Here is a 12,669-nt window from a genome sequence, read left to right on the forward strand (position 1 = left end):
CTCCATTTATACTTAGCTACTATCACTAATCAGTATATGTATAAAAACCTTTTCCTGTTTTTACGCCTAATAAACCTGCATCAACCATTTTAGCTAATAATGGCGCTGGACGGTATTTACTGTCATGATAGCTTTCATATAGTACAATTAGCGAATTATATACTGTATCTAAACCTATTAAATCAGCTGTTTCTAATGGTCCCATTTTATGATTAAAACAATCTTTAAAAATAGTATCCACTTCCTTAGGTTGTGCAACACTATCTTGAATAGCTAATACTGCTTCGTTCATAAACAAATGAGAGATTCTATTTGATACAAACCCTGGAAAATCATTTACAATTACTGCATATTTTCCTACACTCTCTAAAAAGGCTTCAATTTCTGCAATAGTAGATTCAGATGTATGATAACCTTTAATTACCTCTACACATGGCTTTAAATAAACTGGATTCATAAAGTGCATGCCAATTACCCGCTCTGGTCTTGTTGTAATAGCACCTACTTTTGTAATAGAAATACAAGAGGTATTTACACCAAAGCACACATCTTTTCTACAGATTTGATCCAATTGTCTATATACTTTCTCTTTAATTTCCCAATTTTCTGTCACATTTTCTACTATAAAATCACACTCTCTTAATGCATTCATATCTGTTGTAAAGGTAATATTATCGATTAAATTAGCATCAAACTTTTCTTTTCTTTTAAGATACATATGAGCAAATCTTAACGATTGCTTGATGTTTTTTTTTGATCTTTCTAATACCTCTTCTGAAACGTCTACCAATACGATTTTTTTATTATAAAGCATTAAACTATGCGCAAGACTAGAACCTATATTACCTGCTCCCACAACGCCTATCTTTTCTATTTGCATTTTTATCCCACCTTATCATATATCCTGTTTACTTACATTTTCGAATAAACAAGTTCAGTAATATCTTTAACTGATTTAATTTTATCAAAATCAAGTTCTTCATCCTCAAGCTCAATATCAAATTCTTTTTCAATATATAAAATAAGTTGCATTGCAAATAATGAATGCACAAGGCCTTTTTCAAAAATATTATCTGTACTATAAATTTCCTTTGAGTTTGTTGACTTTGTTACATAAGCTAATAATTTCTCCATAATTTCTTCCATTTTTGTTTCCTCCTATTTTTCACATTCTTTTAAAATATTATTGATAAATTCTTCTGCATTTAAATTAATAAAGTAGTCACAATATTTTTTAATAGGTGCTTCTTCATCAGTATTAACTGCAATAACCTTATTTGCATTTAACATCCCTACAACATGTTGAGACGCACCTGAAACACCTAATGCAATATATAAATTAGGTTTAATAGACTTACCTGATTGTCCAATTTGCTGACTATGAAGTGCTAGTCCTTCATCAACTAAAGGTCTTGTAACACCAATCTCTGCCTGTAGTACATCTGCAAGTTTTTTAATGCGAGGCATAAACTTAATAGCACCACGTCCTACACCAATAATAACTTTGCTATCTAACTTAGATCTTTCGTTTACAGTTTCTATAGATACTTTGTCAATAAGCTTATATTTTACCTCATTAGCATTATGATTTTTGACAACCTTATGTATAATTGACTTTTCTTGATGATCACATGGCATGCATTGTGCAATAAAACAATCTTTTTTTACTGTACTCATCTGTATATCGCATCCATCACAAATAATATCTGCAATAACTGATGAACTAATTGCTGCTCTAGAAAACCTTAGTTTTCTATCACCTTGATCCATCTTAATCGCAATGCACTCTGCAACCAAACCAATTTCTAAGGCAGTAGCTATATTAGTTGCCATCTCACAATTTTGTTTGCTACTACCTGTTAAAATAAGTACAGGTGATAATACTTTAATTTCTTCTAATATAATGTCATTGATTTGTCTCATATTAAGTTGCTCATGATCTATTTTTATAATTTTATCAACACCATAATCAAAGTAAGATCCTAAAGCTCCATCACTCATATCACTTAATTGAATAAAAAGCACTTGTTTATTCCAATGCCCACCTATTGATGCGGCAATACTTGTTACTTGCTGATCAAATTCGATATCTCCATGTAAATCACCAATAACTACAATTTGTCCCAATTGTTCTTTTATATCCAAGCTATCTACCTCCTCCTTAATACCTGTAGCAACTGCTTTATGTCTTCTTGATTTTCCATATTAAGTACGGTAGCATTTCTAGCATTACGCTTATCCATTTCTTCTACACCTGCAACTTTAGTGCATGACCCTAGAAGGCCGCATCTTTCCCCATCTACGTCTAGCTCATTTGCATCCCAGACCTCATAAGCTACTGAATTTATACGTTTTAGTTGCATAATAGAAAGTGTTACTTCTTTAACCATACAATTTACTACAGAAAGTATTATCCCGCTTTCAATTTCATAAGTATAACGGTATGTTTTATCCCTACAAATGCATCTTAAGCGTTCTTCTTCTACTTCCAAGTAATCTACATTACTCAAGAAATCAAAACCTAATCGCTTAGCAAGTCCAGCCCCTACATGTCCTGTTTCACCATCTATTGCATGATCACCACAAAGAATTAAATCCACTTGACCTATTTTATTAATCGCCTTACTTAAAGTATAGGTTGTAGCTAATGTATCTGCGCCTGCAAACTTCTTATCTGAAACAAAAATAATACGATCAGCACCAAATTTCTTAAGTTCGGCAGCTATTCTTTGATCTACCACACCCATGAGTAAACAAATCACTTCTGCCTGTTTACTCTTCTTAAGCTTTACAGCTTCCTCTAAAGCACAAATATCATAAGGATTAATTGCATACTTTTTGCTAGGTTGCAAAACAAGTGTTGCTCTTACACTCTTTATACAAACAACTATTTTCAAAGGGACCCCTCCTAAATAATATCAATTAAACTAAATATAATATTTCTTTGTGTTTCTGATGTTCCTGAGTAAATAGTCGACGCTATAGAATCTCTTAATTCACTTTCTAAACCATATTCTTTTGAATAACCATAAGCACCATGAATTTGTATCGTATCCAAGCATGTTGCTACATAGCTTTCACTTACAAATAATTTAAAAATTGAAGAATCTAAAAAGATATTTTTCTTGTGATCAGCTTTCCAAGCAATCTTAAATAAAAGTAACTGAGCAAGCTCAATTTTTACCTTCATATCTACAATCTTATTACTAATTGATTGATACTCCTTAATTGGCTTATCAAATTGTTTTCTTTCATTGGCATATTTAATGCATTTCTCCATCTGTCTTTCCATTGCTCCTATATGACTCGCAAACTCAAATACACGTTCCATTTGCAGTGCATAATTAGCAACTTTCATGCCTTTATGTTCTTTATATATAATATTTTCTTTAGGTACCCTACAGTTGTTAAGGCACAACTCAGCCATCGGACAAGCTTCTAAGCCCATCTTGGAAATCTTCTTACCTATTGAAACACCGGGAAAATCTTTTTCTACAAAGAATGCTGTTAGAGTTTCTTTACCTTCTTCATTTTCTGTTTTAGCAACAACAACAAAAACATCTGCAATTGGTGCATTAGATATAAACATTTTGTTCCCATTTAATATGTATTCATCACAATCTTTTGTTGCTTTAGTTTGCATTTGAAAAACATCGGAACCTGACTCTACTTCTGTAATAGCAAAACATCCTATATATTCGCCTTCAACCATGCCTCTTAAATATTTGTCTTTCAGGGCTTGGCTCCCCATTTCATTAACAAGATTTTGGCATACCCATAAATGATTAGTGATTGCAAAAATAAATCCACTATCTTCGCAAGCATACCCAAGTGCTTGTAGCAAGATTGCACTCGTTTGATAGTCTAATCCCATTCCACCATATTCTTCTGGTACATTCATTCCTATAAGACCAAAGTCAACACACTTTTGCCACAATTCTTTAGAGAAAACCCCATGTTCTCCGTCACACAATTCATTTTTAGCGAACTTAATGACTTCTTTCTTTAAATCCTTTTGTTCTTTTGTCAATTCAAAATCCATGATTTTTTTCCTTTCATTTGGTTATTTGTGTACTCACATCATATAATATCTTTGTATATTCACACTCTAAACTAATTACTTGCTTTAATTTTTCATTTAAAGGAAGTAAGGTCTCATTATTATACTCATTAGCAAACAGGCAGTAGAACAAGGCATCTCTAATTTCTTCCCAATTATTAATAATGGTTTTTAACTGATTACATGCCTGTTTAAAGATTGGTAATTGTTCATATTTATAAAGTTCAGCACGCTTAATATTAATCAAGTTATTAAGATTTGTAACAAGATTTTGGCTATTTTCTATTAAGTTCTGCTCACTACCAAGTATCTTTTTAAAATAATCCTTAAAACAGTCAAGCACTTTATTAGACTCAGATACCTTGTCATATATTGCTAATATATTTTGTGCCGCTACCTCTGTCATTACTTGAGTTTCATCTTCTAATGGTTCACCATTTTCAATATTGAACTTGTATAAGCCATACTTAAACATGTTAGGAAAATTTTCATAACACCCTCGATAAGAATCTATTACATCTTGATAATCTAATGTACAATTTTTATAACCTAAGTTATCCTTATTGGTATGTTCTAATACATAGAATTTCTTATTTTCTACATCCATCCCGTAAATTAACAAAGTATGTGGCCAGTGTAACTTATTGTAGGTATCTTTCCTAAAAGTTTCATAATAGCAATCAATAAAGACTATTATCAATTGTTCATGACTTAAACCACTTTCTATTTCACCTACAATATCATCAACCTTTGCAAAAGTTTCATAAGTAATATGCTCCTGCTTACAAAGTGCCTCAAATCCTTGAATAACATCGTATTCTACGCTTATTAGTTGCTGATCTAATTTATAAATTGGATAAGCATTTAACATAAATGGCATAATTGACTTTTTATTTCTTTGTAAAATAGGAAAGAATGAATTGTAAAAGCAATCTCTAAAGAAAATATCATTAAAAGGTTTAATCCCCTCATATACAATCACTTTATTCATAAGTGGTGTATCATTATTTTTTGATTCTATAAAGTTGGCAATCTTCTTTACTGTTTCATACTTATTTAAATCTTTATATGAGAACTCATAGTTTAACTTCTTCATTTCAAGCTCGAACTTAATTGCTAATAAGGAGTTACCACCCAATTCAAAGAAACAATCATTGATATCCACCTGTTTTACACCTAATAGCTGATAGAAACATCTAGCAATATCCACTTCTATCTTTGTAAATGTATCTTTACCTACAAGAATAAATGCATCCTTTTCTTCTTGCTTAGCAACATACCTGTGATTTGCAAGCGTAGTTTCATCCAAATCAATCCAACATCTATTCTTCCTAAATGGATATAGTGGAAGCGTTACCTTTCTAACCAATTCGTCAGCATACATTAATGTCCAATCTATATGATTACCTTTAGTATAGCTTTCAGCAATCTGACAAGCCACTTGCTCATCTAACATTTGTTTTGTTTTAAACTGGTTAATTAATACGTCTCCATTATTTTCATTGCGCTCAGCTTTTCCAACATATACACCTTCTACTTGTCCTACTTCTTGATAAGTATTTAACTTCCTTAACAATTCATTTAAATCATTAAATACAATAGCTAAACGATAAATATAGGATTGTCTACAGCTATTAGCCGTATAACATAAATCCATTAAGTTTATTTCACGGTTTTTATTTAAAAAACTTTTATAATCTTTAACTAACTGCTTTAATACGCTTTCGTCCTTAGCAGATAGTGTCAAAATTTTTACTGCCTGTTTATTAGCAAAAAGTTCTTCTTGAGGCGGCTGATATTCTTCTAAAATAATATGACTATTGGTGCCTCCTACACTAAATGAACTAATGCAACATTTTCTTGTTTTTTTAGGATCAACACGCCATTTACATGTTTTATAATTGACATAAACAGGTGAATGCATAAAATCAATATTTTTATTTGGTATTTCAAAGTTAATACTTGGTACAATAGTTTGATGTTTTAACTGTAGGGCACATTTAATAACAGAAGCAATGCCTGCTGCACAATCTAAGTGCCCAATATTGGCTTTGACTGAACCGATAGCACAAAATTGCTTTTTATCTGTCTGTTCTTTAAAAGCAAGTGTTATACCCTGAACTTCTATAGGATCCCCTAATTTTGTTCCTGTACCATGTGTTTCAAAATATCCTATATCAGCCAAACTAACATTAGCATTTTTAGCAGCTTGAAGAATTAGTTTTTTTTGAGATAATGGATTTGGGGCTGTAAGTGCCATTGAATTACCATCTTGATTAACTGATCCACCTTTTATAACCGCATAAATTCTATCATTATTTTTTATGGCATTTGCCAAAGGCTTAATCATAATGCAGCCTACCCCTTCACCAAACGCAATACCATCTGATCGATTATCAAAAGGGAAGGTCCTTTCTGTTGATGAGCCTACTCCAAATTCAAGTTCTGATTGTAATCCCAAAATAGGAACTGCCTTTATAGATCCTACTATAGCTTGATTACATGCACCATTTCTTAAATCATCACAAGCTTTATTTAAAGCAACTAAAGATGACGAACACGCTGTATCTATTACCATACTTGGACCAATCCAATCAAATAGGTAAGAAATGCGTCCTGCCAATACAGAATACGTATTCCCTGTAGCCGCAAATCCATCTAAAGTATCCACAACATTAATCATGTCTTTGTATTCTGTTCCAAAATCAGTACTATAACCTATATAAACCCCTGTATTACTTCCCTGCAATGCTTCAAAGGTTTCTCCTGCATCTTCTACTGTATGAACAACATTTTCAAGAAGTATTCTTTGATTAGGATCCATAAGAGCTGCTTCTTTAGGAGAAATACCAAAAAAGTCATTATCAAACTTGTCTATTTCCTCTAGATATCCTGCTATTCTTAATCTTTCAGAATCAGACTTTGAAAAAACTTTAATATAGTTTTCTACACTTTTTCTTCTATCAGCAGGAAATTCTCTAATGCTTTCTTTCCCTTCTACAAGATTTTCCCAAAATTCTTCTAGGTGGTCTGCCTCTGGGAAACGTCCTGCCATACCAACGATTGCAAGATCATTTTCTTTATTATTTATAAACTTTTCTTTTATTTTATTTAATAATTCTGCTGCAGCCTCTTTTGATATATTACCTGCTTTTGTATTTTGCAAAATTAATGTATATAATTCTCTCATAGTATTCTCTTTATAATAAGTCTATTTATTATAATCCTCCAACTCACTAATTATTAAGTCTTATAATATATCACATATTTTTATTCATCTAGCAATTTTGAGAGTGCATCATCCACTGAAAAATCATCTTTCTCAAGTGCAAAAATAATATCTTCTACATGTTCTGTACTTTCTTGTGACACTTTTTCTCTCATGCTTTCTTTATCTAATTTTCCTTGTTTATCATCTATAAATTTAGCTAATGAACGAATTGAAAAGTAAGTAAAAATATCTGCTATCTCTACTACACCTGCAAATTTTTTTTGAATTTCTCTACACAAAGCAGTTACTGCTAAAGATGTTCCTCCCTGAACAAAAAAACTCTTTTCTAAATCGACATTTTCTTTTTTTAAAGCTTCTTTCCATAATTCTAATAATATTCCTTCAGTTTCAGTTAATTTTTTAACCTCAGAATTATTTACCACACGACCACCTCATTAACCTATTCTCTATTATTGTTCTAATCATTTATTAAGTTAATTGCATACTCTTTCTTAATGCCCTTATTTCATTCAACCTCTCAAGTTTTTCTTCTGTTTGTACTTTTTTTGCACCTAACACCCATTGAACCATTTGTTCTAACTGATTTACTATATCTAACGTTAAAGCACCATTACCGTTAGTTAGCTTTTCGTCTACATCTAAGACCTTATTATACATGTTTGCCACATCTTCAACAGGGTAGTTTTGGACATCACATAAATTAGGTGAACTTGCAATATGCTTTAAACACAAACCAACATAGTTTATCTGATTATAAAACTGCCATTTCTGATCTTGTACTTTAAGTAATTCTTCTTCTGTATCTAATGAATACACATCTTCTAACTTCGTACACTCTTTTATTATTTTTGATAAAACAGCATTAGGACCACATTCAATAATCATATCTGATTTTGTTCTAAGAACTTGCATCACTTTTCCCCAATAAATAGGTTGATACATTTGCTCAACCAAGTGAGTAATAATATCCTCACGACTTCTAAAAGGTCTTACTGTTCTGTTAGAAATGACATTCCACTTAGGTGCATTAATATGACAATTTTCTAAGGCACCTCTTAATTCCTCTGCTGCTTCCTTGAGCAATTTACTATGATATGGTGCACTACCTATCATAGTGATAACATTGGCGCCTTCTAATTTCACTTTCTCTAGTATCTCATCTAACACATCATTATTTCCAGAAATAAGAACCTGTTCTTCAGAGTTATAGCATGCAATAAATGCATAATGCTCTCCCTGTGAACAGACTCTACATATTTCCTCTACTCGTTTTGTTGCCATCCCATTTATGATCGCCATCCCTGCATCTTGTTTAATAGCCACTTCTTTAGCTAAATTACTTCTTAATTGAACTATATTAAGTGCTTCTTCAAATTGTAGCGCACCTGATACTGTTAATGCAGAATATTCTCCTAAGCTATGACCTGCTAGACAAGATGGTACAAAATGATATTCATCCAATAATACTCTGGCCATTGCAACACTTGTTACATAAATAGATGGTAATAAATTTTCTATTTTATTTTGCTTGACAACTCCACCCTTAAAGGAGATTTTTTCAAAGTCCTTATCTAAAATTTCTGACGCCTGTTTGTATGTATTTCTAACAACTTCATATTCATCATAAAAACGCTTCCCCATCCCCACATACTGAGAACCAGAACCTGGGAATACTATTGCAACTTTATGCTTCATCTTTTTAACTCCTATACTGATCCTATATTTATTATTATTTAATATTTAATATTTAAATAAAGTACAAATATCATCACTACCCATGCCTAATGTCCACATAACAACTAAATCACCACGCTTAATTTGTTCCTTTTGAATTGCCTCATATAACACCAAGAATGGACTAGTTGTTCCACTGTAACCGCAACTTCTAGCCACATATGGACACTTAATCTCATCTATATCAAAAAATTCCCTAAACATATTGACATATTTAAGCGAAAGCTGCGACAAACAAAATAGTGATACATCTTCAACCTTTATATTATTTTTTTTTAGTACCTCATTAATAGAAGCACGTCCATCTGCATATAATTCATCTGATTCGAATTGTTTCCATTTAAACTTAGCTGCCACAGGATTATTAGGAGTAAGTACCTTTGAAAAACCAGCTTCTGGATAGAGAACACTATTTTTCTCAATATCCTTTTCTTCAAAATGCGTTACTGTATATTTTCGATCAATCATATAACTTACATCTGTAGAACACTCAATAACTGCAGCACATGTGACATTACCATATACACCATATGCTAATGCATTATTTTCATCTTCTAAAAATCTAATATCATCACAACCAACAAGCAAAGCCTTTTTCATATGACTTCTTCCAGCAAAATAGCCATCTATTAGTTCTAATGCACTAATCATACCAATACAATTTGCATTCATATCAAAACAAAGACAGTCTTTTTTACCATTTAACTCATCATGTAACATAAGCGCTAGTTGTGGCATAGTATATTCAGGCATAAACCCAGAAAATATAAGTAAATCAATTTCATTCATTGAAGTATGTGTAGATGCTAATACCTTTTGGCATGCTTCTAATGCCATAGTAAAACTAGTTTCATCTTTATCAGCTGTACAAATGGCATCTCTCCCAAATATATATCTTAATAAAATCTCAACATCTTTTCCTTGTTTTTTAAAGTGGTCAATAAAATGCTCTACTGGTATTTTATTTTTACCTTTTACAACTTCTATCCCTGTAATTTTCATTTTTTACACCTATTACATTTTTATCTTATATCCTAAGCTTTTAAATACGCGATTGCTTCATCATAAGATAACACGTCTTTCACAGTAAAATACTTATTAAATTCTTTTTTCCACATGTTCATTTCATCTTCAATTGTTGAAACCTCATTTAAAATAAAGACTACCTTTTTACATGTCGTCTTAGACATTTCAGGTAACAACACTTTAAAGCCCCATTCTACATCCGCTTTATCATCTTCAAAACCATTTCTTGCATCTACTACAAACTGACTATCTTTATACTTCCTTAAAAGTTCTAAAGCAAAAGTTGTCGGATTTCTATAATCATCATATGCACAAAATTTTTTCCAAGTTAGCAATACAACCTTTTCGCTAGATTTGTAGATAACACTGCAAAATTCGGACTCAAACTGTTCTTTCATAAAATTTACCCCATATTTAATATTATTTCCCAAAATAGTTGGGATCATTATAATGATAGCACTTTTTGTATATTTTAGTCAACATACACCATTTAAGTTAGATTCTAGATTCTTCTTGATGTCTATATATGGTTAAAATTGTTACTGTGAAATTAGTTCTTGAATGTAATATGTCAGTTTCTGATGTAACAAAAGAACTATGGATACATTACAATTATTTGTATGTATGGATAAGTGAATATGAAGATTATGGAAAAGTGCGTTACTTGGACATAGATCCTCAATTTATTTATATTAGTATGAAATAAATAAATTCAAGCAAGAAAATCTTGAGTTAAAAAAGGGCTCCAATTATAAAAAAATACTAGGTCTTCTTGAAACAAAGGAAAAAATAAGATTTCAGTTTTTAAAAGAAAGTGGAGGTGTTTATGGTTCTATTAGGATAGTAAAAGTGTTAAAATTAAACAATAAAAAGAGAACTTATTCGAGATGCTAAATACGTAACTCCTGAACAAGTTCAAAAATAAATATTTAAATGATGATAATGAAACATCTCTTCCAAAGATATTAGATGTGAAAACAGCTATAGATTTGATTCTTACTCAACCTGGATTAATGTTAAATGTTTAAATTATGCTTATCCGTGTGGATAAGTTCTTCTACAATTCATATATAAGAATCACTTTATTCGACTTCTGATGCTTTTGAGTTATGTGAGTATCTTGGCATAAAACTTATAACAAGCGATTTAGGGAAGTATAAGTTTAATTTGGATATGTAAAGGTATAAGATAACGTAAAACAAAAGTATTCCAATAGATATTCAATAAAAAAAACCACCTTAATCAAGGTGGCAAAACATTTGCAAATTATATACTTATTTCTTTTAGCTTGTCAATTATAACATCATTACCAAAGATGAGTACTATCTTTAACTTTCTACTTATCTTCGATTTATTCACTATTAAATATTGACATCATTTCATAAAATAATGCACTTTAAAGTTTACGCAGAAAAAATTTTTTTAAGTTATTTTAATGCTAATGAATTTACTTGTTATTTGACCTCGATATCATTCCTTGTGTAATATCGATATACGACTGAGATACTTCTGGGCATGAAGACAATATCTTGTCTACAACGAAATCAATGTTATTATCATCAAGCCTCTTCAGATTAGTTAATTCAATAATTTCTTCACTATTTAAAGCATTGTAAATAATACTAACCATAGGAGATTGCATTATATCCTTATTTTCAAGGCAGCTCTCTGAAAAATAAAGCTTTCCATCAAGCACTACAAATTGTCCATAGGCATATTCCTTACTGCAAGGTGCTGAAGACTCCACCTCATCGGAAGTAGTTTGATACTGCAGATGCTCAACATGCTTCAAGTCGAATCTGTAAGCAATCTCTTTTCTCGTTAAAAAACACCTGACTTCAAGGTCCATCAATCTTTCCTTCACATGCGCTGGGAAGTCCTCCCCGAATTCTTTTATAAACATTTTTATAGATACCGCACTTTTTCTGGAATGTTTTGCTTTGAACATGAACAAGCCCCTTTCTTAATATAGTTATTAGCTTTGAGCCTCATAATTGGTAAAAAAGCCACCTCTTTTAAGGTGGCATAACACTTTCACTATTATATAAAAAGCTTACTCATAGCATTGTTTTCCTATTTAAATAGTATAACACAAAATCATAATAAAATATACACTTTCACAAAAACATGTTGTATACTTTTTCATACTGTGTTATATTAAATAAGCAGCGGATGCGAATTTGCATTTGTTGTTAAGACTTAATATGATAAACAAACATATCCTCTTTTTAGAATATACTTGTTAATCTGTTTTTGATCTTAATATTTAGGAAAAGGAGGAATGTTGAAATGGCAGATAAGACAATAGTTTGTAAAGACTGCGGAAAGGAATTCTTATTTACAGAGAGTGAACAAGCTTTCTATAAAGAAAAAGGATTCGATAATGAGCCACAAAGATGTGCTGATTGCAGAAAAGCAAGAAAACAACAAAACAACAATAATAGAGGCTTTAGAAGATAATAATCTATTTACTGTTACCCTGCAGATTTATTTCTGCAGGGTTTTTAAATTCTCCTAAAATACAGAAGCCGACAAGTTTGCTGCTGAGCTTTTGATTGATGATAATATCAATGATATTGATTGTTCCTAATTAAATGTTGAACAGATTTGTAGTTCT

The 12,669-nt window shown here is 31.3% G+C and carries 13 protein-coding genes; 2 read left to right on the top strand and 11 right to left on the bottom strand.

Annotated elements, in window-relative coordinates:
* Positions 1–25 precede the first annotated feature (25 nt).
* From CLOCEL_RS13125 to CLOCEL_RS13170, 10 genes are all read right to left on the bottom strand, one after another.
* On the bottom strand, positions 26–880 hold the full coding sequence (locus tag CLOCEL_RS13125; protein WP_010075606.1) for a 3-hydroxyacyl-CoA dehydrogenase family protein: 855 nt from the start codon (positions 878–880) through the stop codon (positions 26–28).
* 32 nt (positions 881–912) lie between these two features.
* Complete coding sequence (locus CLOCEL_RS13130) at positions 913–1,146, bottom strand: acyl carrier protein (protein ID WP_010075607.1); 234 nt, start codon at positions 1,144–1,146, stop codon at positions 913–915.
* 12 nt (positions 1,147–1,158) lie between these two features.
* Positions 1,159–2,145 carry an electron transfer flavoprotein subunit alpha/FixB family protein gene (locus tag CLOCEL_RS13135; RefSeq protein ID WP_010075608.1) on the bottom strand — a complete coding sequence of 329 codons (987 nt, stop codon included), beginning with the start codon at positions 2,143–2,145 and terminating at the stop codon, positions 1,159–1,161.
* 5 nt (positions 2,146–2,150) lie between these two features.
* Positions 2,151–2,897 (bottom strand): electron transfer flavoprotein subunit beta/FixA family protein, encoded by a 747-nt coding sequence (locus tag CLOCEL_RS13140; protein ID WP_010075609.1) that lies wholly within the window; start codon positions 2,895–2,897, stop codon positions 2,151–2,153.
* Positions 2,898–2,908: 11 nt separating this feature from the next.
* Complete coding sequence (locus tag CLOCEL_RS13145; RefSeq protein WP_010075610.1) at positions 2,909–4,042, bottom strand: acyl-CoA dehydrogenase family protein; 1,134 nt, start codon at positions 4,040–4,042, stop codon at positions 2,909–2,911.
* Positions 4,043–4,055: 13 nt separating this feature from the next.
* Positions 4,056–7,250: a beta-ketoacyl synthase N-terminal-like domain-containing protein gene (locus CLOCEL_RS13150; protein WP_010075611.1), complete on the bottom strand. Its 3,195-nt coding sequence runs from the start codon at positions 7,248–7,250 to the stop codon at positions 4,056–4,058.
* 80 nt (positions 7,251–7,330) lie between these two features.
* Positions 7,331–7,714, bottom strand: coding sequence for a phosphopantetheine-binding protein (locus CLOCEL_RS13155; protein WP_010075612.1), 384 nt, complete (start codon positions 7,712–7,714; stop codon positions 7,331–7,333).
* Between the two features lie 46 nt (positions 7,715–7,760).
* Positions 7,761–8,987: an ACP S-malonyltransferase gene (locus CLOCEL_RS13160; RefSeq protein WP_010075613.1), complete on the bottom strand. Its 1,227-nt coding sequence runs from the start codon at positions 8,985–8,987 to the stop codon at positions 7,761–7,763.
* Between the two features lie 45 nt (positions 8,988–9,032).
* Positions 9,033–10,028, bottom strand: a complete 996-nt coding sequence (locus CLOCEL_RS13165) for a 3-oxoacyl-[acyl-carrier-protein] synthase III C-terminal domain-containing protein (protein ID WP_010075614.1) — start codon at positions 10,026–10,028, stop codon at positions 9,033–9,035.
* 32 nt (positions 10,029–10,060) lie between these two features.
* Positions 10,061–10,450 (bottom strand): hypothetical protein, encoded by a 390-nt coding sequence (locus tag CLOCEL_RS13170; protein WP_010075615.1) that lies wholly within the window; start codon positions 10,448–10,450, stop codon positions 10,061–10,063.
* Positions 10,451–10,578: 128 nt separating this feature from the next.
* Between CLOCEL_RS13170 and CLOCEL_RS13175 the strand changes: the two genes are divergently transcribed.
* Entirely contained in the window at positions 10,579–10,758 is a 180-nt protein-coding gene (locus CLOCEL_RS13175) for a transposase (protein WP_010075616.1), read from the top strand.
* A gap of 741 nt (positions 10,759–11,499) precedes the next feature.
* On the opposite strand, the gene CLOCEL_RS13180 is transcribed toward CLOCEL_RS13175, so the two are convergent.
* Positions 11,500–12,000, bottom strand: coding sequence for a hypothetical protein (locus CLOCEL_RS13180; RefSeq protein WP_010075617.1), 501 nt, complete (start codon positions 11,998–12,000; stop codon positions 11,500–11,502).
* A gap of 341 nt (positions 12,001–12,341) precedes the next feature.
* Between CLOCEL_RS13180 and CLOCEL_RS13185 the strand changes: the two genes are divergently transcribed.
* Positions 12,342–12,512 carry a zinc-ribbon domain-containing protein gene (locus tag CLOCEL_RS13185; RefSeq protein WP_010075618.1) on the top strand — a complete coding sequence of 57 codons (171 nt, stop codon included), beginning with the start codon at positions 12,342–12,344 and terminating at the stop codon, positions 12,510–12,512.
* The last annotated feature ends 157 nt before the right edge of the window (positions 12,513–12,669 follow it).

It is taken from the genome of Clostridium cellulovorans 743B (genome assembly GCF_000145275.1).
Classification (GTDB): domain Bacteria; phylum Bacillota; class Clostridia; order Clostridiales; family Clostridiaceae; genus Clostridium_K; species Clostridium_K cellulovorans.

Excerpts from the sequence above, each read along its gene's own strand:
- CLOCEL_RS13150 (WP_010075611.1), bottom strand. The coding sequence starts at position 7,250 with ATGAGAGAATTATATACATTAATTTTGCAAAATACAAAAGCAGGTAAT.
- CLOCEL_RS13130 (WP_010075607.1), bottom strand. The coding sequence starts at position 1,146 with ATGGAAGAAATTATGGAGAAATTATTAGCTTATGTAACAAAGTCAACA.
- CLOCEL_RS13125 (WP_010075606.1), bottom strand. The coding sequence starts at position 880 with ATGCAAATAGAAAAGATAGGCGTTGTGGGAGCAGGTAATATAGGTTCT.
- CLOCEL_RS13175 (WP_010075616.1), top strand. The coding sequence starts at position 10,579 with ATGGTTAAAATTGTTACTGTGAAATTAGTTCTTGAATGTAATATGTCA.
- CLOCEL_RS13145 (WP_010075610.1), bottom strand. The coding sequence starts at position 4,042 with ATGGATTTTGAATTGACAAAAGAACAAAAGGATTTAAAGAAAGAAGTC.
- CLOCEL_RS13170 (WP_010075615.1), bottom strand. The coding sequence starts at position 10,450 with ATGAAAGAACAGTTTGAGTCCGAATTTTGCAGTGTTATCTACAAATCT.
- CLOCEL_RS13165 (WP_010075614.1), bottom strand. The coding sequence starts at position 10,028 with ATGAAAATTACAGGGATAGAAGTTGTAAAAGGTAAAAATAAAATACCA.
- CLOCEL_RS13185 (WP_010075618.1), top strand. The coding sequence starts at position 12,342 with ATGGCAGATAAGACAATAGTTTGTAAAGACTGCGGAAAGGAATTCTTA.
- CLOCEL_RS13160 (WP_010075613.1), bottom strand. The coding sequence starts at position 8,987 with ATGAAGCATAAAGTTGCAATAGTATTCCCAGGTTCTGGTTCTCAGTAT.
- CLOCEL_RS13180 (WP_010075617.1), bottom strand. The coding sequence starts at position 12,000 with ATGTTCAAAGCAAAACATTCCAGAAAAAGTGCGGTATCTATAAAAATG.